Genomic DNA, 25,110 nt, shown 5'->3' on the forward strand with positions numbered 1-25,110 from the left:
GCTGCCGCTTGTTCTGCAGCTACACGCTCTGCCTCAGCTTTTTCAGCTGCCGCTTGTTCTGCAGCAACTCTTTCTGCTTCTGCTTCAGCCGCTGCTTGCTCTTCGGCTGCAACACGCTCAGCTTCTTCATCTACTGAAACTTCTTCAGTTTCTTGAACAGGTTCTACTTCTTCTACCTCTTCAACTTCTACTTCTTCAGCCGCTGCCGCTTCTTCGGCTGCGATTCTCTCTGCTTCAGCAGCTTCTACTGCTGCTTGTTCAGCTGCTACACGCTCTGCTTCTGCTTTTTCAGCTGCCGCTTGTTCTTCGGCTGCAATACGTTCAGCTTCTGCTTTTTCTGCAGCAGCTTGTTCTTCAGCTGCTTGTTGAGCTTCTGCATCTTCATTTGCTGAAGTATTTACTTCTACTTCCTCAGTTTCTTGAACAGGTTCTACTTCTTCTACCTCTTCAACTTCTACAGTTTCTGAAGCAACTTCTTCACCTGAGATTGTTAATTCTTGTCCAACAAAAATTAAATCACTAGATAAGTTATTTAACTTCATGATTTCTTTGTAATCTAGAGAGAACTGTTCACCGATTTGTGAAAGTGTATCTCCTGCTTGTACAGTATATGTATTCGGAGTTTCAACAGGTGCTGGTGCCTCTTCTTCCGCTTCGTTTACTGTTAATACGTCACCTGGGAAGATAAGGTCGCTTGTTAATTCGTTATCCGCTTTAAGATCAGCTACTGATGTTCCAACTTCATTAGCTATTCCCCATAATGTATCTCCACTAGCTATTTTGTATTCGTCTGCTGAAACCGTCGTTGCTGCGACACCTGTAATTGCTGTTAATGTTGCTACAGATACTACTGTCTTTTTCATAAAGTGAATGTCCTCCTACTAATAATCATTTTATTTTTTAATTTTTTATGTTTGGCTATTGATTGATATGTAACTCTTCCGTTATTACGACACGTAATAAACTATATCATAAGAGTCATTACAATAAAGTCTTGTAATATATTTGTAATATAAAAGAAATTTATTAGAAATCTGGACGTGTTTTCTTTACAAATGATTTATTTAACTATGCATTGTTATAGTAATTTACTCGGATAAAATAATTTACTATATTAGCTTAAGTTAACAAAAAAACCGTTAAGTTTTTTAATAAAACTTAACGGTCTTTCTCTGATTGTTTTATTGTTTTTCAGAAAGCCATTCTGCTAGTTTACTCAGTTGTTCTTGATCTTCTACTAATCCACCTGGCATTGGTCCTTTTCCTTCTTCGATAACAGTTTTGATTTCGTCTACTGATAATCTACTACCGACTTCTTGAAGATTTGGTCCTGATGCGCCTTCTAATTCTCTACCGTGACAACTAAAGCAAGATGAAGCTTCGTAAATTGCCTGACCATCATCTACCGATGCATTGTCTGAAGTCGCACTTTCTTCTTCACCTGAACCACATGCACTCAGCACGAGTACTACACCAAAGCTAAGAGACATCATTATCTTTTTCATTTTACAGCCTCCATCTACTTTTACATTACCATTCTTAGATATGCATGTATGAACGGTGATAAGTCACCATCCATTACTTTGTCAGTATTACCTGTTTCATAGTTTGTGCGATGGTCTTTAACCATTGAATACGGGTGAAAGACATAGCTTCGGATTTGACTTCCCCAGCCAATTTCTTTTTGTTCACCTTTAATATCTTCGATTTCTGCTCTCTGTTCTTCGATTTTCTTTTGATAGAGCTTAGCTCTCAACATATTCATCGCTTGTTCACGGTTCTTAATCTGTGAACGTTCATTTTGACATGTCACGACAATCCCTGTGGGTAAATGCGTGATTCTGACAGCTGAATCAGTCGTATTTACGTGCTGACCACCTGCACCACTTGAACGGTAAGTATCTATTTTAATATCATCATTGTTAATTTCTATTTCAACATCCGTATTTTTAAACTGCGGAATTACTTCGCAGGATACGAAGGATGTATGTCGTCGCCCTGAAGAATCAAATGGAGAAATTCTTACAAGACGGTGGACACCCTTCTCAGCCTTTAATAACCCATAAGCATTGGCACCTTTAATGGATAACGTCACACTCTTAACTCCAGCTTCGTCTCCAGCTTGATAGTCGACTGTTTCAACTTTAAAGCCTTCACTTTCACTGTAACGTTGATACATTCTTAGTAACATCTCAGCCCAGTCTTGTGATTCTGTACCACCTGCACCAGGATGTAGTTCCAAGGTTGCATCCAAAGCATCGTGTTCGCCTGAGAGTAATAGGTTCAATTCATATGCTTCAATATTTTCTTCTGTTTCTTTGATTGAGTCCGATAAAATGGCCTCAAGCTCACTGTCATGCTCTTCCCGTAATAATTCATATGACGTTTCAATATCATCAACTGACGCCTCAAGATTATTAAAACCATCTACAATTTTCTTCAAATGATTATTCGATGCAATGACGTCATTAGCAGCATCACTATCATTCCAAAAATTAGGATCCAGCATCTGTTCTTCATTTTCTTTAATTTGAGTCTCTTTTTCTTCTAAGTCAAAGAGACCCCCTAAAGTCTTCTAGCTTATCTCTCGAACTTTGTATGAAAGATTTTACTTCACTTAATTCCATATATTATCTCCTTATGCTTGTCCGTGACAGTTTTTATACTTCTTACCTGATCCACATGGGCAAGGGTCATTTCTACCCACTTTTACTTGCTTTTTAATGGGTTGCTTTTTAACTTTCTGTTTACCGTCACCAGCATGCATTTGTTTTTTATCCAAGACTTGCTCACGTTTCATTTCTTCATCTGTGTGAACCACTGTCTTCAGTACAAACTTAGATGTGTCATCTTCGATATTCACAAGCAAGTTTTCAAACATTTGAATCCCTTCATTTTGATACTCTCTTAACGGATTAATTTGTCCATATGAGCGCAAGTGGATTCCAGTTCTAAGCTGATCCATACTATCGATATGCTCCACCCATTTTTGGTCCATTGTACGAAGCATCATCATACGTTCAAACAAACGCATTTTTTCTTCACCTAAAGTTTCTTCTTTTTCTTTAAGTTGGTCTTTTACCTTAGCCATAATGAACGCGTATATTGATTCCGGGTCCTTACCTTTGATGTCTTCTACAGAGATTTCTTCTTCTGGTAAGTAGAGATCAACGAGTGTGTTCTTATACTGCTCGTAGTCAACGTCTTCTTCATTATCTAAATCGTAAAACTCTACAGTACGTTCTACTGAACGATCAATCATGTCATACAAAAGATCTGAAACGTCGTCTTTATCTATAATTTCATCACGCTCATTATAAATAATTTCACGTTGCTTACGTAAAACCTCATCGTATTCCAGTAACTTTTTACGTGCGTCAAAGTTGTTTCCTTCCACACGTTTTTGTGAGGACTCTACGCCTCTAGAAATCATCTTACTTGTTAGTTCTTCTTCACTCATACCCATGCGTTCCATCATGCCCTGAATTCTTTCAGAACCAAACCGTCTCATTAGATCATCTTCCAGTGATAGGTAGAAGGTACTTTCACCGACGTCACCCTGACGTCCAGAACGCCCTCTTAACTGATCATCAATCCGACGTGACTCATGACGTTCTGTACCAATTACAGCTAGACCACCGAGTTCTTTAACACCGTCACCGAGCTTGATATCTGTCCCACGACCAGCCATGTTTGTTGCTATTGTTACAGCACCTTTTTTACCTGCTTCTTTAATGATCTCTGCTTCACGGCCATGGTTTTTCGCATTTAAGACATTGTGACGGATGCCGTGTTTTTTCAGTAGATTTGAAATCAATTCACTGGTTTCAACTGCAACAGTACCGATAAGGATAGGTTGCCCTTTTTTATGACGCTCAATGACATCATTAACGACAGCTTTTAGCTTGATTTCTTCTGCCGCATAAATTCTATCTGTATTATCGATACGTTGGACAGGTTTATTTGTCGGAATTTGAGTCACTCGCATATTGTAGATATTCATGAACTCTTCTTCTTCCGTTTTCGCAGTACCTGTCATACCAGACAATTTATTGAAAAGTCTAAAGAAGTTCTGGAAGGTAATGGATGCCATCGTCCGAGATTCATTTTGTATATCCATGCCTTCTTTTGCTTCAATAGCCTGGTGAAGACCGTCTGAAAAGCGACGCCCTTTCATCGTACGTCCTGTAAACTGATCTACGATTAAAATACCTTCTTGATCGACAACATAGTCTACATCTCTTTCCATAGAGAAATTGGCTTTTAAGGCTTGGTTGATATGATGGAGTAAATTTACATGCTTAACATCGTATAGATTATCAAGCTTAAACCATTTCTCTGCTTTCTCCATACCAGACTCATTAAGCTGAATGTTTCTTGTCTTAATGTCGTATGTGTAATCCTCTTCTTCTTTTAACATTTTTACAAACTGGTTTGCTTGGACATAATACGTTTCACGGTCTTTGGCCTTACCAGATATGATGAGTGGTGTTCTTGCTTCATCAATTAAAATCGAGTCAACCTCATCGATAACTGCAAAGTTTAAGCCACGTAAGACACGGTCCTGTTTATATGTCACCATGTTGTCTCTTAAATAGTCAAAACCCAGTTCGTTGTTTGTTGTATAAGTAATATCTGCTCTGAAAGCTTCTCTTTTCTCATTACTATTTTTTTGATTTAAGTTCAAACCAACGGACATGCCAAGGAAGTTATATAGGGGTGATAATTCTTCCATCTGACTTTCTGAAAGGTACTCGTTGACTGTAATAACATGAACACCACGACCTGCGAGTGCGTTTAAGTACACTGGCATCGTTGCAGTTAATGTTTTACCTTCACCGGTTTTCATCTCTGCAATATCACCTTTATGAAGGGCAATCCCCCCCATAATTTGGACTTCGAATGGTTCCATTCCTAAAGCACGTTTCGCCGCTTCTCTAACAACAGCAAATGCTTCTGTTAATATATCATCTAATATCTTATTCTCTTTTTTTATATCTCCATCTGCAGCTGCTAATTGATTTTTAAAGCTTGCAGTTTTTTCTTTAAGTGCGTCATCGCTTAATTTTTCCATTTCAGGTGCTAATGCCAACACCTTTTGAGCTTCTTTACGTAATGTTTTGAGCTCTTTCTTGTTGCCGTCAAACATCTTATTTAAAACACCCATGGATTTACTCTCTCCCTCAAAAAAATTCCTATATACAACGTTACATTTTACCACTATTATATATAAAAATAAAATATGAACCATCAAAAAGCCCCTGGGCTATAACAGCTCACAGGGGCAAATTATTATATTCGTTTAATTTGTTTCTATTAGTCCGTATTTACCATCTTTTCTACGATAAACGATACTAGTACCATCTGTTTCTCTATCATTAAAGACAAAGAAATCATGGCCGAGCATGTTCATCTGTAAAACTGCTTCTTCAGAATCCATTGGTTTCAATGTAAATTCTTTAGAACGATAGATCGCAATCTCGTCGTCATTGTCATTATTTCCTTCTTGTTCTTGTCCATTCTCAAATGCCGCGGCATTAAAGAATTCTAATTCTGGGTTCTTCTCTCTGAACTTACGGTTGATTTTTGTTTTGTGCTTGCGGATCTGTCTTTCCAGCTTATCGATTACTAAATCTACCGCTGCATAGAGATCATCGTGTACTTCTTCTGCACGCAACGTTAAATCTTTCATAGGAATCGTAATTTCAACCTTACCACGCTTATTATTACGAACCTTGATATTTACGTGAGCATGAGTGTTTGGTACATCGTTGAAGTAACGTTCAAGTTTTGCAACTTTGTCTTCCACATGTTCGCGGATTGCATCTGTTACTTCAATGTTCTCTCCTCTAATTTCAACTCTAATCATGATGAGCCCTCCTTATATGTTACCTTTCTTCTTAATCTCATTATACCAAATGTGTTGCGCTTTTGAAAACGTTAACACATCTATTTTCTGAAAATTAAGATTTGAGATGACATCTGCCGCCTGATGTACTGTAACCCCTGTTGTATAAATATCATCTACTATGAGAACACTCATACCCGAAAAGTCATAGTCTTTAACATTTTCATTTAAGAAAAATGGATTTTCTTTATTTAAACGCGCCGCTCGACTGAGATCTGATTGACGATTTTTCTTAGAGGTTTCTAGTATAAGTTGATAATCAACCTTCATTACCTTAAGCATTTCTGTCACCTGATTATAAGTTCGCTCCTTTAAACGTGCTGATGAAATGGGTATCGGAACGACCAGATCATAATTCTTAAAATTAAAATCACTTAAATACTTCATTATCATTGCCATCGCCTGGTCCTTTAAAAACTTGTAACGATGTAACAACATCTTCACAGCGTCGTTGTAATCCGTTATTACAGTAATTTGATTTACGTGTGGATACCTATTGATAAGAAGCTGACAGTCCTCACATATATCAATTTCCACTTGTACTACCTGATGACATCGGCCACACCTCGGTCCAAAAAACTTTTCCTCTAGTGAATCCCGACAACTTTGACAGAGTGGCTCTGACTTTACGAATAAGGAAATCACAGTAGGTTCATTAGTTATTCTTTGATGACAGTATAGGCAGATCATAACTTAGCACGACCTTTATTGAAGGCTTTAATTTTCTTGATTGTTTGATGAATACTTCTCGTATTACTTTCCGATAAAAACCAGATATTTCCCAAGGGATCTTTTGGCTTTCTTCCAACTCTCCCACAAATTTGAATGAGTCCAGCACTATCAAAGCGGTGCGCATTGACTACAATCACATCTAAATTAGGAAAGGTGACTCCACGCTCTAAAATAGTGGTTGTTAAAAGTACTTTTATTTTATTGTCACGCATGAGCTGTACTTTCTCATAGCGGTAACGATCTCCACTGTAAACTGCTTGTAAGTCGGGAAACTTATCTTTCATTAACTGACCAAGCTGCTCTAACATTTTGATTTCTGGTAAAAAAATAAGTACTTTACGATCCTGTGCTATAATTTTACCAACCAATTGATCAAGCACTGGTGATGTTTTATGTTTCTCAATATAAGTGTCTACCGCATGGTAGTACACCTTCGGAATCGCGAGGTCATGACCGTGATATCTTCTAGCTATCGTTACGACATTATCCTTTCCAGTTAACTTAATCATCTCTCTAGTTGGTGTCGCAGTCATTAATATCAATGATCCGTTAGCTGATAAGGCTCTTAAAATTATCGACATTAAAAGTGGTTCATCAGCCAAGGGAAAAGCATCTACTTCATCGACAATAATCACATCATAGTGTTGAATGTAGTTCATAAGTTGGTGAACTGTGCACACTGTAAAGGCATGACTCAACACATTTTTTACCTCGCTATACATCAAATCAATACGTGTGTGTTTAAATGCATCTGTAAGCCTCAAATATACCTCTTTAACAACATCAATCCTCGGGGACACAAAGGCAACGTTCAAACCTTTACGCCTTGCTATTTTAATACCTTCGAAGGTAATTTCTGTTTTACCTGCTCCTGTGACTGCATACAAAAGTAAATTGCTATGATTATGAATGGCTGAAACGATACGAACACTCGCTTGAATTTGAATGTCATTCAACTGAAAATCTAAATGATAATCAATTTCTTCCTTAAAACGTTTAGTCTCCATACCATATAAAGGTGTCACTGAATCTGAACGACCTAGAATAATGCAGTGCATACAGTAAGTCACACTACACTGATCGTAATGTGAATAATAGGTATAGAATAAGGACTTATTTTGATTACCACAACGACAACACGTATGATTCTTAACACCTGCTTCAAACAATATTTTTTCTCCGCCATGCTTTAGTATCATTTTGCCTCCAATAAAAAAAGCAGCTTAAATAAGCTGCGTTAATAATAGATTTAATTAAAAGTCAGAAACATCGATATCGTATACAGTATAGCCTATTCCAATGGCACCTTCGCCTAAATGCGTACCAATTACAGGGCCAAATTCTTGTAGAATAAATGTAACATCTTCAAACTTTTCCCGAAGTTCTTCTATATAAGATTCAGCCAAGCTTGGTGCATTGGCATGGATTAAACATGCTGTGATTTTTTTACCTTTGTGTACTTGAAAATCTTCTGCTAACTTAGCCTCAATTTTAGACATCGCCTTTTTCTGCGTTCTAATTTTTTCAACGGCCACAATCTTACCATCAATAAATTCAAGGATTGGCTTAATTTTTAATAAACCACCAATCATTGCCTGGGCATTTGATAGTCGACCACCCTTTTGTAGATTTGTTAAATTATCTACAAGGAAGTAAGCATTTAAATTTTCTTTTTGCCTCATATCTTCTAAATCATCAAGCAAGGCTTCAAGGGGTTTCACATTCTTATTTTGAGCAGCATATAAAGCCAAGAACCCTAAGGGTGCGCATGATAGTTGAGAGTCCACAACATGAACGTTAATGTCTTCAACACTAGTTGATGCGGAAATCGCACTTTGGTAGGTTCCAGATATCTCTTTAGAAAGGTGGAAACTCAGCACATCTGTATAGCCATCTCTATATAAAGATTCAAGTAGCAAAATATAATCTCCAATAGATGGCTGACTAGTGGTTGGCAATTCATCACTCCCAGCCATTTGCTCGTAATACCAGCTATTATCTATTTCATTTTCTTTATATACTTCATCATTGATAATCACATTCAAAGGAATGGTGTATATATCATACTTTTCTAAAATATTGGTGGGTAAATAACTAGTCGAATCAACAACTACAGCCACTTTCATATGCGTCTCCTCCAATTCATCTCGATACTTATTCTACTACATATGCATGCTATGATAAACTATTTTTAAGAGGTGTTTTTCATTGGAACAAAAATACATGAATCACAAGAATTTATCAACAGAAGAAATCATAAAAAAATCACGTTTTATTAGTCATATCAAGAGAACTGAAACTGAGGATGAAGCGAAAGCTTTCATAAACGAAGTTAAACAAGAACATAAATCAGCTACACATAATTGCAGTGCCTATATCATTGGCAAAAGTGCTTTAATCCAAAGAGCTGATGATGATGGTGAGCCACAGGGTACGGCAGGTGTGCCAATGTTAGAAGTTTTGAAAAATGAAGAATTATACAACGTTACTGTCGTTGTCACACGTTATTTTGGAGGTATTAAACTCGGTAGCGGTGGATTGATTAGAGCATATTCTAGCGGGACTTCTTTAGCAGTTAAAGAGAGCGGTAAGGTCATGGAAATTCCAATGACGCCTATCAACGTCACCTTAGATTATACCTATACAGCAAAATTCGAACATTACCTAGGAAATACAGATGCGACCATAGTCTCTCAGGACTATACCGATAAGGTTCACTATTTGATTCACATAAAAGAAGAAGGTGCCGATCAGATTATCGACACCTTAAAAGAAATCACGAGTAATAACTATATCGCTAAGAAAGATGATCCAGTTATTGCTGAAGAAGTAATTTAACTATGGAATGCGGTCGAATACTTTCTTGAAGAAATTTAACATCGGCCGCTTATTCGAACCAATTAGGTTTGTAGCCTCTACGACTAAATTCGTTGTCAATAGTAGTAATATCCCGATGATAATGGCACCTGGTACAGTTGCCAAGTACATTACTACACCACCGATCGCAAATAAGAGTGCTATAAAGTAAATCAATACGACACTCTCTCTATGAGAAAAACCGAGGTGCCTCACCCTATGGTGCAGGTGGTTTTTATCTGCGCGCATGACGGATACACCTTCTCGGTATCGTCTAATCACTGCAAAGAACATATCAATAAATGGCACACCGAGAATAATAATTGGGAAAAACAGTGAAATAAAGGTTATGTTTTTAAAGCCAATTATTGATAACACACCCACGATATAACCGAGCATCATGGCACCATTGTCACCTAAAAATATTTTTGCTGGATGGAAGTTGTACGGTAAAAAACCGAGTAGAGAGCCGATTAAAATAATACAAATCATCATGACAAATATATTTGACTGGAAAATAGTAATGACTGCGATGCTCGCTAAGGCGATAATAACGACACCTGTCGCGAGACCATCTAAACCATCCACCAAATTGATCGCATTAATAATGGCCGCTAACCAAATGACTGTCACGAGAACTGAAAGCACACCGAAGTTAATTTCTATACCAAATGGTGTAATCGTATCAATAATAATCCCGTAATAAATCGGTACACTAATAGCGACCAGTTGACCAATAAACTTTACGAATGGCTTAAGATCGTATTTATCATCTACTAGACCGACGAAACAAAGTATTGTCGCGCCGATTATTATTGGTTTATATTCAATTTCTGCAGGCTGGGCAAAAAGAGTGACGATTGTAAAACTTACAAGAATTGCCACACCGCCAAGATAAGGCATCGGTACTTTATGTACTTTACGATAGTTTGGGTAATCGACAAAGCCAAACCTTTTCGCTAAATAAATAAAGACCGGCACCAGTATTAGTGATATCACAAAGGATATACACAGTAGAAATAATGTATTCATATACTCACCCGATTTTTTAATCCCATTAAATATACCATATTCGGTATATATGTATATATCATTCTTTCCATATAAACAAATTCACTTTCTTCACACATCCTAAACGAGTATAATATAAGAAAGTATAAGAGTCTAAAGGAGGTCCGACATGTTCATAGATTTTCTGTTAAATATCGCACTGATTATCAGTGGAATCTACCTCTTTTATAGAATACAATTCTTTGAAGAAAAGAAAATCGTCGAAACAGGTTTATTCCAAACCTTGCTCATGACGACTTTAGCGATATTGACCATGCTCGTACCGTTCTCGACGGCTGACGGCGAAATTGCACTCTATTTTATTCCACTCCTTTTACTCGGAGCATATAATTCGTTTATATATGGTTTAGTTTCAGCATTGATTGTGTTTTTCTTTTACTTTTATATATTCGAACTGAGCTTGGGGCCATTTATTGTATTCAGTATACTCTACTTAATATTTTTAATGGCTGCACCTTTTTTCCAAAAGATTACACATACGAAGCTAGTTATTGTGAACTTAATCTTTACATCTTTGTATGCCATTGTGATTAATCAGCTCTTTTACAATATATCATTTATGACAGGGATAATACTACTCGTAGCAACATCTGTCATTATCTTTACAGCACATATTATGTATGAAGATATCAACCAAATCTATCAGTTAAATAAGCGTATCGATGATGATGAATTTATCGACCATCTCACTCAATTAGGTAATGTGAAGTCATTAGACAGATTAGTTGATGAACATTTTGAAAACGACGAATCTCTGAGTCTACTTTTAATTGATATCGATAACTTTAAACGCTACAACGATAAGCATAGCTATGACTCCGGGGACAAGATCATCAAACAGTTAGCTTCACTACTTCAAAATTACGTCCCGACAGGCGGACAGCTCTTTAGAAACAGTGGTGAAGAATTTGCCATGGTCATACCCAACATCAACTTCGATAAAACCGTCAGACTTGGTGAAGCAATTAGAAACAGTGTTGAGTATTCTAAGTTTCACATCAATGAAATTGACACCGTCGATGTCACGGTTTCAGTCGGTGTGGGTTATAAAGAAGCTGCCCTTGCAACGAAGAGAGACCTCGTAAAAGAAGCTGAGAGCGCCCTATTTGAAGCAAAAAAACTCGGTCAAAACCGAGTGATGTTCGCACCGATAGGATAGAATACTTTTTAAACCAAACAAAATCACCCCAGCTTAGAACTTAGAAGTTCAACTACAGGGGTGATTTTTTAATCTTCTACGCTACTAAGTGTAGCCAAAGTGATTTTACCATGTGAATCATGCCACTTTACTTTTCCATCTACAAAGTAGAAGGCTTGTGGGGATTCATGTTTAATTTCAAATGTTTCAGCAATATAATTTGATAGCTCACGGTGATCTTGTACCACTAAGTAGTAACCATCCATATCTCTTTCGTAATGAAATTTCTGAAATTCATCAAATGCTGAGGAAGAAATAGGACACGTATTACTGTGTTTTAAAAAATAGAACTCATGCTTGTCATTTAATAAGTTTTGAAATGCATCTATGTTGGTGATTTTTGTTAACATATAACCACACCTTTCATTGACTTTATATAATTTATCACTTATTTAAAAATTAATCAAATTGACTATAGCAGTATGGTATAATGCAAATGTATTGGAGGCTGTATACATATGACTAGAAAATTAAAGCGATGGACTTTTCTTGACTCAATCAATGCGATTCTATTTATTGTTGTCGTGTTGTTTTTCTTAGACTTTCAAAATAATAGTACGATGTCATATATTTTACTGGCTGTATTTGCTTTTTGGTTGATTACTGTCATCTTAAGAAATGTAATGATTTCAAAAGTTGAAAAGGATCCAAATCATCCGTTACACAACATACAAACAGGTAAAAATATTGACGAAGACCAAAATAGAAAATGAGGCACCTAAGGTGCCTCATTTTTTTTATTGTTTAACGCTTCTTCAAACTGACTATCAAGTGTTGATGCTGTATCTAACTGGGATAAAAGATTTTCTAAAGAAAGCTCCTGTAGCTGCTCAACGGATACCATTACATTTTTTCTTTCTTCAAAATAAGTTCGATAATTGTAATTCATCTCAAGCGAAATCGTCCGTGCCCGAGTTGCAGTAGAAGTCGTCAAATTTAGAGCATTTATTTCTTCAATATGCTGATCTATTAAAGGTAGCAAATCTTCTTTGGCAAACTGCTCTTTTTCTTCCACACTCTCTTTACTTTGAAAGTTCGTTATTTGCTCATCTAGTGCTTCACTGTTTTTATTTAAAACATCAATCAAAGTGTTCATTTCTTCTATTTCTTCACTTGAATCCGCTGCTTCTATAAGGTTATCTCGTTCCTCTTGGTGCGTGATAAAAGATTGGCTTAATGTGACAAGTTGTTCATTTGAGTCAATCGAACTCGCATAAGCGTTTAGAAATGAAGTGATTTGAGCTGTAAAATCCCTCTTCACTTGCACATCTTCAAGCATAATATTATGAATTTCTTGAACTTCAGGGTTTTCGACTTGGATTGATTCGACTTCATGTCCAAGGCTATCGGCTAATGGGACTAGTTCTTTATCGACTCGATTGATTAAATCTTGAATAAATGCCAAATCTGTTTCTTCTTCTTCAAAATACATTCGCTCCACTCGGTCGAAATCCATATCATTGACCAAATCATTAAACTCACTATTTAATTCTATTAGGCGCTCCGCATCACTTTCATATGTTTTAATATCTTCATCTAGACTTGATCCACAGGCACTTAAAAATAATAGTGCCATGATAAGCGAACCTTTTATCAGCGTTTTCAAAGACATATACGAACCCCGCTTCAGGTAGATTTCTTTTTATAACACGATATAGTATAACATATATGTGAGTTTAATTTTTTCTAATTATACACTATAATAATTGTTAAGCATGAATGAGAGGATAATTATAGTGGATAAAGAAAAGCTTGTCTTAGCGCTTAAAAACATAGTGACATCGTCAATTGTTAAAAGCGATGAACCCTTAAATAAATACACATATACAGAAACCGGTGGCCCGGCAGATATATACATTTCGGTCGGTAATATAGAAGATACTGCAAAAGTCATCAAATTCGCAAATGAAAACCATTTACCGGTGACCTATTTAGGCAATGGATCGAATATTATTATTCGAGATGGTGGCATCCGTGGCATCGTCGTTAACCTTTTAAAGTTAAATAACATTACTGTAGAAGGCGACACTTTAACAGCAGATAGCGGTGCTGCTATTATTGATGCTTCGCATATGGCACTCCAGCATGGCTTATCTGGCTTAGAGTTTGCATGTGGTATCCCCGGTTCAGTCGGTGGTGCTGTCTATATGAATGCTGGTGCTTACGGTGGGGAAGTCAAAGACTGCCTCAGCCATATTAAAGCAATTAATGAAGCGGGTGAAATCATCACGCTGAGCCCAGATGAATTAGATCTTGGTTACCGCACAAGTCGAGTACAGACAGAACATCTAGTTGTAGTATCAGCTGTCTTTAAATTAAAGAAAGACAAGGATACTGAAAATATTAAAGCGATCATGGATGACTTAACTGAACGCCGAGAAACAAAGCAACCTTTAGAATATCCATCTTGTGGTAGTGTATTCCAAAGACCACCAGGTAATTTTGCAGGGAAGCTCATCCAAGATGCTGGCCTACAAGGCCATCGTATTGGTGGCGTTGAAGTCTCTAAAAAGCACGCAGGCTTTATGGTCAATGTCGATAATGGTACAGCTAGCGACTACGAAGCACTCATTGAATTTGTTCAAGATACTGTAAATGAGAAATACGGAGTCACTTTAAACAGAGAAGTTAGAATCATTGGCGATCATCTTGAATAAATGCTAATTGTATAATCTAAAAGCAGCCCGTTCGTTATACGAACGGGCTTTTACTACATATCACTCATCATTATTACTTTCTTCTATTGAATCCAACATACCGGATAAGTCCTCAATTTGATTCATAATGTCTAAGTAGCCTGCTGGTTCTTCGTCCCAGTTGTCTTCAGATATAACATAGACATTTTCATTGATGACTGCATTAATGTTAGTGAGCAATTCATTTGTTAAAATTTCCTCAGTCACTGTTTCAATATCTTTTTCTCCGTTTGTGTTTAGGGCTAAAATAATACCTGGGTTTAAACTAGAGATGGACGAGAAACCGAAATCAGCATTTGGTTCTACTTGACTATTCTCATTTGATACCGGTTCAAGTACGCGATTAAAACCAACTTCACTGAAAAGAAAATCATTGATGCCACTTGTTTCATCAATAGTTAAGTCCTCATCATTCACTTCAAAATAGAGTAGATTTTCCTCTAAATCAAGCACACGTTCTTTAAGCTCAGTCAGATTTGTATTTAAGTCATCGACTAAATTTTCTGCATGGTCTTCAACACCATACATCTCTCCGAGGAAGCTAGTAAATTCTATAATGTTTTCCACATAAGTCGTGCTATCTTTATCGACACTGATAATTTCAGCATTCGGTGCTGCTTCTTCCAGTTGTCTGATTACAGCTGAATAGGACTCATCTTCACCTATAACAATCACTTCTGGGTCTAATTCTTCAACTGCCCCATAATCAATTTCATCTTCAGTACCTACATTCACATGATCGTCTGATCCGAAGATATCACTCAATTCTTCGTTTAAATGTTCCCCTTCTTCCCCTTTTTGAATGCCGGTGATATTTCCTTCTAAATCAAGTGCTGCAAAAGTGGACGCTGCAGATAAGTCGAAGACAACGACTTGGTCTGAACTCTTCGGTAATTCTACATCGTTATCAATTTGAGTAAAGTCATCATCGTCTTCATCTGTACTACTTTTAATCTTGAAAAAGTTTTTGTATGCGATGTGCTCCGGAGAGCTCGCTTCTTCCTCTTGTTCTTCTTCTGATTCTGCTACTTCACTTTCTGTGTCTTCAGTTTCCGCTGCAGATTCTTCAGATGGTGCTGTTTCTTCAGCATTATCATTACAAGCTGCAAGTAATAATATAAGGCCTGATATCAATAATAAGTATAACTTTTTAAATTCCATATTAAGCTCCTCATCATAAATTCGTACTTAAATCACTATCGTTTTTAGTCTTGTTAGCAATTATACATAGCCTGACGTGTTTTTCCTAGCCAACTCATCGTAATACGAAAAATCACACTTACTCTTAAAAGATATAAGTGTGATTATTAAAATAAAGCTAATCTTAAGAGATAATGATCGTTTCTCCTGTTGGAATATCTTTATCGTGGTCGATAATTGCTTTAATTTTCTTAATTGCTTTTTGGTTGGCACGCTCTTCTTCCGTTGTCTTATAGGTTGGGCGATAGCTTAGAGCATAAACATCTACATCTTCACGACTCAGTTCAATTGCTGTTGAATGTGTCAGAGCTTCAATTGCGCCTGTAACTGTGTAGTACAGGTTTCTTTCGAAAACTTCTTCAAATGAAGGTTCAATGACATTGATGATTTTTGCGTCATTTTCAATTTTAAGTAATGGTCTCATGGTTCTAATACCGAGGTACGTTCCCCAAACATGTTCATACATGACCTCACTAAATTCATTAAAACTAACATTGTAGACTGTTTTGTCATCCGTAAAGATTGAATGAACTAGAATAATACCATTTAGCGATTCATAGCTATCCTCAATTTTTTGGACAACGTCCAGCCAATCAATTTCTTTAGACTGTTCCAATAAAACAATTTCATGTTCGCCAGTAGTATCGCTGAGTGTTGCTTTTACATCTTCTAGCTCGCTATAATCCAAGCCGGCTAGAATAATGTTTGCATTTTTTGTCGCCAATTCCAGCGCAACCTCTCTACCGAGATAAGTTGTTGCACCCGATACGATATAAGTTTTATTTGTTAGATCCATAATATCCTCCTAGAACTGACTATCTTGATACTACTATAATATCATACTACTCTACTGTTACTGTTTCTTCTGGCATGGTATGTAATTGGTAGGCATCAACGTGAGAAATGACTTTGTATTCCCCTGGTTCTTCAAACGTGTATGGTAGTACATATTCACCATTTTCACTATGTTCAACATCAATCATTTCTAATGATTCCTCGCCTTGAATGATTTCAAACATAACAGCATCCGCATCTGTAACGTCTTCCTCATTCGATGTCACATGAGCTGTAAATTCAACTTCTTCACCAGCAGTGATGCTTTCAGGTGTTTGTAAATCAACTTCAAGTGATCTCACTTCATCACTAGATGCGTGATCGTGATTCATATCTCCATGATCACCGTGTTCTGAACCTTCTCCATCTGAACATGCAGCCAGAGTTAAAGATAATAATAAGATTACTGATAAAAAGCTTCCTTTTAGTTTCATAGTTATACCTCATTTCTATTTTACATTCAAATATCATTTTACATTATCATTTTGCTCATCAATGATACTGAAATGAATATTTTATGACTAAATGAATAAACACGCTTGATGTGATAAACATCAAGCGTGTTACTATAACTAGTCTTCAAAAATAAAATCTTCATCTTTTAATGCTTCAACATTTAACGCGAGAACATAGCCGTCACCTTTAACACTGAAGAAATCGTGGTTCTTCGTTGTTGTATCTAAAGCATTTTCAATGATTGGATTGAATCCTTTTTCTTCAAAGTAAGGTTCAAATCCTAAGTTTGATAATGCTTTGTTTGCATTATATTGTAAGTAATTTAGAACATCATCAGTTAAACCGATTTTATCGTAGAGATCTTTTGTATATTCAACTTCGTTGGCATACAGCTCATCAAGTAGTTCATACATTTCCTTATCTGCACGGTCCTGTTCTTCTTGGCTCAACTCTGCTTTTAGTACTTGGGCATCTAGACCAGTGAAGACACCGTGGATGGATTCATCAAGTAGAATCTTACGAATAATTTCACCACTCGTTGTCATACGGCCATTTCCAGCTAAGTAAAGCGGATAGTAAAAGCCTGAATAGAATAAGAAAGACTCAAGGAATACTGATGAAACTCTCGCCATATACTGATCATAAAGTGACGGGTTCTTATCTAGTAACTTATGATAGTTTGTGACAATTTTGTCTGCTTTAAAAGTCAGATGCTTATTATTAACAACCCACTCGTCTAGTAAATCATCAGTTTCCGTAGTCGGTAGTAGTGTTGTAAAGATATGAGAATATGATTTCGCGTGAACTTGCTCCATCATTCCCATGAAAGAATATACTGCTTTTTTACGTAAATCTGGAGTATGAAGCATGATTAGTGGCATGCCGTCATCTGCTTGGTGCGTATCCAGCCCTGTCAGTCCAGCGAGGACTTTCTTGAATGTATCTTTCTCATCATCAGACAAGCTTGCCCATGATGCTAAGTCTTTAGATACTTTAAATTCTGTTTCTACCCACATTTGTGAGATATTTTGACGCCAGAATATATTGGTCATATCCTCTTCTCTGTTCCAGTTAACAGCTTTCATAGTTCATTCTCCTTTATACTGCACAACTTGTACATTCTTCAACACTGAGTAATTTGTTTCTCGTGTAGTAGAGTGATTTCAATCCTTTGTGGTGTGCATAAATATAGTACTTAGATAATTCTCTAGTAGAGATTTCTGAGTTCACGTAAAGAATCGTACTGATTCCTTGGTCAACGTGCTGTTGGATTGTAGCAATCATATCGATTAATTTCATTTGATCTGTGTTAAAGGCACTCTTGTAATACCACATTGTTTCCTTAGATAGGAATGGCATTGGGTAGAACGTCTCTGAGTTACCGTAAGTTCTACGTTCAATCATATCAACGATTGGCATTACAGAACTTGTAGCATTCTGTACGTAAGAAATACTTTGTGTTGGTGCAATCGCTAGGCGGTAAGCATGGTATAAGCCATTCGCTTCAACTTCTTGTTGAAGGTTTGCCCAGTCTTCCTTAGTCGGAATGTGAATGTGATCAAATAGATCTGCTACCTTATCAAACTGAGGTGTAATATCTTCAGCTGTATAGCGTTTAAAGTACTTACCGTTCGCATAGTCAGAACGATCGAAGTCTTTGAATGTTACACCGCGTTCTTTTGCGATCATCATTGATTTTTCGATTGAGTAGTAGTTCAACAGCATAAAGAAGATGTTTGCAAAGTCTCTTGCTTCTTCTGACTCATAACCAATCTTGTTCTTAGCAAGGTAGCCGTGTAAGTTCATTGCACCAAGTCCAACTGAGTGCAATTCTTCATTCGCTTTTTTAACACCTGGTGCGTTAGCGATTGAAGTATCATCACTAACGAGTGTAAGAGCTTCAATACCTTCATGTACTGTTTCTTTTACCTTACCTGAATCCATAACGTTCGCAATGTTCATAGAACCTAGGTTACATGAAATGTCGCGTTTGATTTCATCTTCAACACCGTAGTCATTAATGACAGAAGTCTCTTGAAGTTGGAAGATTTCAGTACATAGGTTAGAAATCTTAATGTCACCAATACCTCCAAGAGGGTGTACTTTGTTGGCATTGTCTTTAAACATTAGGTATGGATATCCAGACTGTAGTTGTGTTTGAGCGATTGTGTTTAACATATCACGTGCATCAAATTCGCGTTTTTTAACCTTATCATTTTTCACAAGCTCATCGTACATCTCATCCATATCCATGTCATCAAGTGAAACACCATATTCTCTTTCCACTGTGTGTGGTGCAAAAGTATTAAATGGTTTGTTATCACGTGCGAGTTCAAAGAATTTAGATGGCACGACTAGACCTGTTGAAATTGTTGCAAGGCGGATATCTTCGTCTGCGTTTACCTTTTTAGTATCAAGGAATTCAGGTAGGTCATAGTGGAAGATGTTTAAGTATACTGCACCAGCACCTGGACGTTGTCCAAGCTGGTCGGCATAAGAAAAGCCGCCTTCTAGAGATTTCGCTACTGGTAATACACCTTTAGCGACGCCTTCTATGCCCTTGATTGCCTCACCACGTGCGCGTAGTTTTGAAAGGTTAATCGCAACCCCACCACCGATTTTACTTAACTGCTTTGCAGTTGAATCGATGTAGTTAATAGAGTTTAATGAGTCATCTACTTCTAATAAGAAACATGAAACCATTTCACCACGACGTGCACGTCCTGCGTTTAAGAAAGTTGGTGTTGCAGGTTGGTAGCGCTGCTCCATCATTGAAGTAATGAATGTTTTAGCTGTTTTAATGTTTCCTTTTGCTAAGTATAAGCTGACAATCACAACGTGTTGTCTATAGTCTTCTAAATATTGTTTTTTGTCATTTGTTTTTAACGTGTAATCTTTAAAGAATTTGCTCGCTGCCATATAGCTCTTAAATTTGAAATCAATGCTATTCGCATGGTCAATAATTTCAGTTAAGCCTGCTTCATCATACTCTTTAAACAGATCATAGTAAAAGTCGTTCTCAACAAGGTAGTGCAATCTTTCAAGCTCAGAATCGAAATGTATGGTTTTACTTTCCACTTCTTCCATGAATACTTCAAGCGCTTCTAAATCTTTTTCTAGTTTGTAAAAACCAGTCTCGTCTCTTTTAGTGACTTCGTTATTTAACTCAACGTGATTGTATGTTTTCTCATCTAATACTTTCATGCAATTCCCCTGCCCTTTCTAATTCAACTAAAAATTGTTCTCTTTGTTCTGGACTACCATGCAACTCAAACTTCATTAAAAGTGGTACATTATAGTCATCACTGATATATTCGCCTGCTCGTGCATAATTTCTACCCCAGTTTCTGTTGCCACTTGAGACAACCGCAAACATTTTTTCAGCGTTCACTTTTAAGAAATTACTTACAATATCGGGTACTGCACCAAAACCGTATGTCGGTGTAACCAGGATAAAACGATCACCGATTTTCTCGCTGACATTATCAGCTGTTATTTGATATAATTCATAGGTGTCTGGAATGTCTATACCATTTAAGAAGCGACGGATATTACCTGTCATTGAATAATAAGCAATAATCACTTTGTCATCTCCATTCAATTACATCATAAAACAGAACATACGTTCTATTCAAGTGATTCGTTCATTTATTTCTAATCAATACCACATATAGTGTTTACTTAGAATTTAAACCACAAGATATATGATTTAACATGTTCTATAATCTCATATTAGAAAATTGATTGCAATGTAAAAAACTGCCTGAAATTAAAATTTCACGCCCTTTATTGAGTTATAAATCGCCCTAAGTCACGGTGGGTATGTCATGACAAATCATATTATTTTTTTAAATTATTTTTTGCGAAATTTAATGGAGTCAAGAAGTTGAAATTAACGTACAAATTTTTTTGGAGTGTTGTAAATGAATAATGTAGTTAAAGGTATTCTTGCCCTAATTATTTCATCACTCGGTTTCAGTTTGATGTCTTTATTTGTTAAATATGCAGGCGATCTACCTACTGTTCAAAAAGCTTTTTTTAGAAACTTTATATCGATGATGATTGCCTTAGTCCTTGTGATATATAATCGCGAACGACTCTTTGGTAAAAAGGAAAACCAAGGTTGGTTACTCTTACGCTCCGCTCTAGGCCTTGCTGGGGTATTACTTAACTTCTTTACCATTGATAGAATGGTGCTAAGTGATGCAGACATCTTAAATAAACTCAGTCCATTTTTTACGATTATCCTCTGTGCGATTTTCTTAAAAGAACATATAAGACGTTTCCAGATGATTTCGATTATCATCGCTTTAATTGGTGCTATATTTATCATCAAACCGTCGTTTTCAAGTGATACATATTTCGCGCTACTAGGTGTTTTAGGGGCACTCTTTGCAGCCGGTGCCTACACTGTGCTCAGATTGCTCGGAAGTAGAGAAAAGTTCTATACTGTAGTATTTTACTTTTCATTCTTTTCAACCGTTGCCCTCGTACCGTTTATGATTTTCCAGTATGAAGCAATGACAGCCAGTCAGTTTTGGTTTTTAATTCTGTCCGGTATATCTGCGGCGATTGGTCAATTTGGACTCACAATTGCTTATAGCTTCGCACCTGCTAAAGAAATCTCAATTTTCTTCTACTCGACGATTCTCTTTACAGCACTATTTAGTATCATCGTCTTTAACGAAATTCCTGATGCCTTATCTATACTCGGTTACATCATTATCTTCTCAGCAAGTTACTATATGTACATGAAGAATAGACCACCGAAACGAGAACGTTTGAAAATCGCAGGTAAGAAGTAAACTTTATATTATCTATATAAGCATATACTACGCAGTCTTTGGTGATAGAGACCAAAATACTGCGTAGTTTTTGTTTTGGGTGGATGGTGTGCTTCGTTTTCCTTTCGAAGCGGAGCCCCACCAACAACCGTCCACAACTCAAAAAGGGCTGCAATCATCCATTGCAGTCCCTTTTTGAGTTAATTTACTTCACTACACTTGCTGGCTATCGTGTTGTTGGATTTCTTCTAAGAAGTATGGGCAGTAGTGTTTGAGTTTATAGTTCCCAACGCCTTGAATGTGCATCATGTCTTGCTTAGTTTGTGGCATTTTCTTGGCGAATTCTTTAAGAATTTGATCAGTAAAAATCGCATCTTCATCTAGCTTATGTTTTTCTGCGAGTGTCTTACGTGTCGAAATGAGTCTATCGTAAAGCACTTCGTTTGGAGAGGAGTCTGTCGAAACATTGACACGCTCGTTATATTCTTTTCGGTAAGGTACGGTATAGAGTTTTACTTTATGATTTAATATGTCTAGGCTTTTATCTATTAAGTACATCTTGTGGTTGGTGTAATGAAGGTAGCCTCTCATCACTAATTCTTCAACTAAGTGATTGACTTCACTTGTTCTAAATGAATCAAGCACACCGAAATTTTCTTCCTTGTCTAGTCCACGACTGAGGATATTGTCCGCGCGTTCGCCTCGCATCACTTGAATAACGAGTTCTTTTGAAAGCTCCCCATCTAAATTCTGAATTAGACCCAAAATCAGCTTTGCTTCAGTGGTCATCGGTTCTGTTCTATTTTTAGACAGGCAACTTGAACATTGACCACAGGCTTCGACATACTCGTTTTCATTAAAATATTTAACGATAAAACTGCTCAAGCATTTATTCGTCTTATTGTACTGGATCATTAAGTCTAGTTTTTCTCTCATATGGTCCTTGTACTGTTCACTCGCCGTCGCTCTGTCGATGAAGAACTGTTGTAAGTTTACATCTCGCTGAGTCGATAGCAAGATACATTCACTGTCTAAACCATCACGACCGGCACGCCCAATTTCCTGGTAGTAACTTTCAAGGTCACCAGGTAAGTTAAAGTGAATGATGTAACGGATATCCGGCTTATCAATCCCCATACCGAAAGCGTTTGTTGCAATGACAATCTTGACTTCGTCTGAGACAAACTTCTGTTGGTTAATACTACGTTCTTTTTTACCTAGTCCACCGTGGTAAATAACATTTCCAATATCGTATTCATTTAAGTACTCAGAAAGTTTCTCTACCTCTGCACGGGTTGATACATATACAATACCTGAGGAATCAATATGATTTTGGATATACGATAGTATAAACTGCTCTCTTTGGTAGGTTGGATTCACAGACAAGATGAGATTCTCTCTTTTAACACTTGTCTTAAAGACTGCATGATTATCAATATCTAATAATTCTTGAATATTATGTTCGACTTCCTCAGTCGCTGTCGCTGTGACTGCAACGATTTGCGCGTCTGGTAAGAGTCCCTTTAATTCGGGAATAATGCTCTGATAGCTTGGTCTAAAGTCATGTCCCCACTTAGATATACAGTGGGCTTCATCAAAAGCAACAAAAGGTATTTTTGTGTTTACAACTGCCGCTCTAAACGCTTCATTATTAAAGCGTTCTGGGGCAACATATAAGAACTGAAGGTCACCGTTCATCATACGATCCATCACTCGATTTAAATCCACTTTAGACATGGTAGAGTTGATACACTCTGCACTAATTCCGCGTTTTTTTAAGGCATCGACTTGGTCTTGCATCAGGGAAATCAAGGGAGAAATCACAAGTGTCGTACCGCCGAACATCAAGCCTGGTACTTGATAGCATAAAGACTTACCAGAACCAGTTGGTAAGATACCTAAGGCGTTGTCTCCGGCTAACACGTTTTCTATTATTTCTTTTTGGCCATACCTAAATGAGTCATAGCCGAAGTATTCTTTTAAAATAGCTTCCATACATTATCAGTCCTACATTTATATATGTACTTACAGTCAAAATATTTATCTGCTATATTATACATTAAATCCGAGTATCTTTGTTAAACTTTGGCTCAAAGATTCCAAGAAAAAATCTCTTTTTAAGCCCGATAATTCACTCGGTCCACTTAAAAAGAGATCACTCCTACATCTTTTCTTTCACTAATTCTTTTGAAATTTTGTAATCAATTGCTTTAAATAAACTGTTTACCCAAAGGTGATGTCCATACATTTCTGCATGTGCATCATCAATGTCGACTGTTTTAAATTTAATCTTAGACCCCGGACGTTTTTGACCTAGCTTATGCATGTGATAGCTCGGAATCGTTCCAATATGAGTTAAATCCGTCTGGCTGTTAAAATCGTTAAGGGCGATGATTGGAGTCTCGTCTTTAATATAGACCCCACCGAGCACACCTGGCTGTTCGCCTGTTTGATCAAAGTCTTCTAGCCCTTGTCCTTTTAACACAAGGTTGACACGATTATCTTCATGAATCACTTCATACTCTTTTTCTTCGAGCATTTCATACACAGAATCCGGTACATCAGGTCTCTTAACGATGTGATAAGTATCTGAAAGATATACTTCTACTAATGAGTACACCGCAATGCCCCAGCCCACTTTACGCTTGTTAGACATCATATGGAAAATTTCATCATGAAGCGTACTATAATCACGACGCATAATCACTTCGTCACCCGATTTTAATACATTGGAGGCTTCTGCAGCCAATCCGCCAGCGACCGCTAAGTATATACGGCAACCTCTTGATGACTCATGAAACGATAACACATCGCCACGGTCAACATGGTAAATACGATTGGGATGAATATCTTCATCGTTAATTGAGCCCTCGAACTCTCCGCCCGAATATGCAAAAATTGTTGGTTCAGTAAATTGAATCACACCAGGTTGACCTGACATTTCAATCGTCGGCTCATCGATATCGTTGCCGACTAATTTATTAGCAAGCATGGGTGATAGTCGATCAACCGCACCGTTGTATTCGTTATTCTCTTTGTTGATTTCGGTCTTTTTAACAGTTTGAAGAATCGTTAACAGGCCGCTTTTCTTTATAATTAGACTCATCTTACCTTACCTCACTCTCACGGTTCAACACAGATTTCACAATCGTTGTTACGAAGGTTGAGGGTTCTATTGTGTTTTCATTTTCCATCACTTCAATTGGTTCGTAATGGAATGTCACCGTATTATTTGTAAACTGAACCGCTGTAATATAAGGGCTATCTGTTAGCTTACCGTCTTTTTTATATGTAGCTAAGAGACGCTCTACTTCAGTAGGTTCAATCTGGCATGTAATTGCCGTATCTCCATTTGCAAAAATCATTTATTTTCCC

The 25,110-nt window shown here is 37.1% G+C and carries 25 protein-coding genes; 5 read left to right on the top strand and 20 right to left on the bottom strand.

The genetic code is table 11. The features are described 5' to 3' along the window. The 8 genes from H624_RS12295 to H624_RS0111150 all read right to left on the bottom strand — a co-directional run. The coding region (locus H624_RS12295; RefSeq protein WP_051220593.1) for a LysM peptidoglycan-binding domain-containing protein at positions 1-863 on the bottom strand (863 nt) is incomplete at its 3' end. A 318-nt stretch (positions 864-1,181) separates the two neighbouring features. Continuing rightward, positions 1,182-1,505 (bottom strand): c-type cytochrome, encoded by a 324-nt coding sequence (locus H624_RS0111120; protein ID WP_026867671.1) that lies wholly within the window; start codon positions 1,503-1,505, stop codon positions 1,182-1,184. A 20-nt stretch (positions 1,506-1,525) separates the two neighbouring features. Next, a protein-coding gene (gene prfB, locus H624_RS0111125) for a peptide chain release factor 2 (RefSeq protein WP_156889196.1) occupies positions 1,526-2,627 on the bottom strand; the annotation gives its coding sequence in 2 pieces (ribosomal slippage) (positions 1,526-2,563 and positions 2,565-2,627; 1,101 coding nt in all). Between the two features lie 11 nt (positions 2,628-2,638). Then, positions 2,639-5,167: a preprotein translocase subunit SecA gene (gene secA / locus H624_RS0111130; RefSeq protein ID WP_026867673.1), complete on the bottom strand. Its 2,529-nt coding sequence runs from the start codon at positions 5,165-5,167 to the stop codon at positions 2,639-2,641. 135 nt (positions 5,168-5,302) lie between these two features. Next, positions 5,303-5,869, bottom strand: coding sequence for a ribosome hibernation-promoting factor, HPF/YfiA family (hpf, locus tag H624_RS0111135; RefSeq protein WP_026867674.1), 567 nt, complete (start codon positions 5,867-5,869; stop codon positions 5,303-5,305). Between the two features lie 12 nt (positions 5,870-5,881). Then, entirely contained in the window at positions 5,882-6,445 is a 564-nt protein-coding gene (locus H624_RS12145) for a ComF family protein (protein ID WP_169515941.1), read from the bottom strand. Positions 6,446-6,594: 149 nt separating this feature from the next. Next, entirely contained in the window at positions 6,595-7,839 is a 1,245-nt protein-coding gene (locus tag H624_RS0111145; protein ID WP_026867675.1) for a DEAD/DEAH box helicase family protein, read from the bottom strand. 54 nt (positions 7,840-7,893) lie between these two features. Further along, complete coding sequence (locus H624_RS0111150; RefSeq protein WP_026867676.1) at positions 7,894-8,766, bottom strand: DegV family protein; 873 nt, start codon at positions 8,764-8,766, stop codon at positions 7,894-7,896. Between the two features lie 97 nt (positions 8,767-8,863). Between H624_RS0111150 and H624_RS0111155 the strand changes: the two genes are divergently transcribed. Then, positions 8,864-9,478, top strand: coding sequence for a YigZ family protein (locus H624_RS0111155; protein ID WP_051220597.1), 615 nt, complete (start codon positions 8,864-8,866; stop codon positions 9,476-9,478). Here the strand turns inward: H624_RS0111155 and H624_RS0111160 are convergent, their stop codons facing one another. Continuing rightward, on the bottom strand, positions 9,479-10,528 hold the full coding sequence (locus tag H624_RS0111160; protein ID WP_026867678.1) for a glycosyltransferase family 4 protein: 1,050 nt from the start codon (positions 10,526-10,528) through the stop codon (positions 9,479-9,481). It lies immediately after the preceding gene. A 148-nt stretch (positions 10,529-10,676) separates the two neighbouring features. Between H624_RS0111160 and H624_RS0111165 the strand changes: the two genes are divergently transcribed. Beyond that, positions 10,677-11,726: a GGDEF domain-containing protein gene (locus H624_RS0111165; protein ID WP_026867679.1), complete on the top strand. Its 1,050-nt coding sequence runs from the start codon at positions 10,677-10,679 to the stop codon at positions 11,724-11,726. 68 nt (positions 11,727-11,794) lie between these two features. Here H624_RS0111165 and ytxJ read toward each other — a convergent pair whose 3' ends face one another. After that, positions 11,795-12,115, bottom strand: coding sequence for a bacillithiol system redox-active protein YtxJ (ytxJ, locus tag H624_RS0111170; protein WP_026867680.1), 321 nt, complete (start codon positions 12,113-12,115; stop codon positions 11,795-11,797). Between the two features lie 108 nt (positions 12,116-12,223). Here ytxJ and H624_RS12150 point away from each other — a divergent pair, with 108 nt between their 5' ends. After that, complete coding sequence (locus H624_RS12150; RefSeq protein ID WP_035857355.1) at positions 12,224-12,478, top strand: hypothetical protein; 255 nt, start codon at positions 12,224-12,226, stop codon at positions 12,476-12,478. A 5-nt stretch (positions 12,479-12,483) separates the two neighbouring features. On the opposite strand, the gene H624_RS0111180 is transcribed toward H624_RS12150, so the two are convergent. Next, a complete protein-coding gene (locus H624_RS0111180) occupies positions 12,484-13,377 on the bottom strand; it encodes an EMYY motif lipoprotein (RefSeq protein ID WP_026867681.1) in 894 nt (297 codons plus the stop codon). A 121-nt stretch (positions 13,378-13,498) separates the two neighbouring features. Here H624_RS0111180 and murB point away from each other — a divergent pair, with 121 nt between their 5' ends. Then, complete coding sequence (murB, locus tag H624_RS0111185; protein ID WP_026867682.1) at positions 13,499-14,422, top strand: UDP-N-acetylmuramate dehydrogenase; 924 nt, start codon at positions 13,499-13,501, stop codon at positions 14,420-14,422. Between the two features lie 60 nt (positions 14,423-14,482). Here the strand turns inward: murB and H624_RS0111190 are convergent, their stop codons facing one another. From H624_RS0111190 to nrdI, 6 genes are all read right to left on the bottom strand, one after another. Then, complete coding sequence (locus H624_RS0111190; RefSeq protein ID WP_026867683.1) at positions 14,483-15,622, bottom strand: ABC transporter substrate-binding protein; 1,140 nt, start codon at positions 15,620-15,622, stop codon at positions 14,483-14,485. Positions 15,623-15,785: 163 nt separating this feature from the next. Beyond that, positions 15,786-16,457 carry an SDR family oxidoreductase gene (locus H624_RS0111195; RefSeq protein WP_026867684.1) on the bottom strand — a complete coding sequence of 224 codons (672 nt, stop codon included), beginning with the start codon at positions 16,455-16,457 and terminating at the stop codon, positions 15,786-15,788. A 46-nt stretch (positions 16,458-16,503) separates the two neighbouring features. Continuing rightward, positions 16,504-16,929 carry a FixH family protein gene (locus H624_RS0111200; RefSeq protein ID WP_026867685.1) on the bottom strand — a complete coding sequence of 142 codons (426 nt, stop codon included), beginning with the start codon at positions 16,927-16,929 and terminating at the stop codon, positions 16,504-16,506. A 138-nt stretch (positions 16,930-17,067) separates the two neighbouring features. Next, positions 17,068-18,036, bottom strand: a complete 969-nt coding sequence (nrdF, locus tag H624_RS0111205) for a class 1b ribonucleoside-diphosphate reductase subunit beta (RefSeq protein ID WP_026867686.1) — start codon at positions 18,034-18,036, stop codon at positions 17,068-17,070. Positions 18,037-18,049: 13 nt separating this feature from the next. Beyond that, complete coding sequence (nrdE, locus tag H624_RS0111210; RefSeq protein WP_026867687.1) at positions 18,050-20,155, bottom strand: class 1b ribonucleoside-diphosphate reductase subunit alpha; 2,106 nt, start codon at positions 20,153-20,155, stop codon at positions 18,050-18,052. Further along, entirely contained in the window at positions 20,139-20,534 is a 396-nt protein-coding gene (gene nrdI / locus H624_RS0111215; RefSeq protein ID WP_026867688.1) for a class Ib ribonucleoside-diphosphate reductase assembly flavoprotein NrdI, read from the bottom strand. Before nrdI ends, nrdE begins: the two co-directional genes overlap by 17 nt. Before the next feature lie 340 nt (positions 20,535-20,874). Here nrdI and H624_RS0111220 point away from each other — a divergent pair, with 340 nt between their 5' ends. Then, positions 20,875-21,756 (top strand): DMT family transporter, encoded by an 882-nt coding sequence (locus H624_RS0111220; protein WP_026867689.1) that lies wholly within the window; start codon positions 20,875-20,877, stop codon positions 21,754-21,756. A 192-nt stretch (positions 21,757-21,948) separates the two neighbouring features. Here the strand turns inward: H624_RS0111220 and recQ are convergent, their stop codons facing one another. From recQ to H624_RS0111235, 3 genes are all read right to left on the bottom strand, one after another. Then, on the bottom strand, positions 21,949-23,730 hold the full coding sequence (gene recQ / locus H624_RS0111225) for a DNA helicase RecQ (protein WP_026867690.1): 1,782 nt from the start codon (positions 23,728-23,730) through the stop codon (positions 21,949-21,951). 166 nt (positions 23,731-23,896) lie between these two features. Continuing rightward, complete coding sequence (locus H624_RS0111230) at positions 23,897-24,841, bottom strand: 5-oxoprolinase subunit C family protein (RefSeq protein WP_026867691.1); 945 nt, start codon at positions 24,839-24,841, stop codon at positions 23,897-23,899. A gap of 1 nt (position 24,842) precedes the next feature. Continuing rightward, positions 24,843-25,100 (bottom strand): hypothetical protein, encoded by a 258-nt coding sequence (locus H624_RS0111235; RefSeq protein ID WP_026867692.1) that lies wholly within the window; start codon positions 25,098-25,100, stop codon positions 24,843-24,845. Positions 25,101-25,110: the final 10 nt, after the last annotated feature.

Origin of the sequence: Jeotgalicoccus marinus DSM 19772, from assembly GCF_000425825.1 — a bacterium.
Taxonomy (GTDB): domain Bacteria; phylum Bacillota; class Bacilli; order Staphylococcales; family Salinicoccaceae; genus Jeotgalicoccus; species Jeotgalicoccus marinus.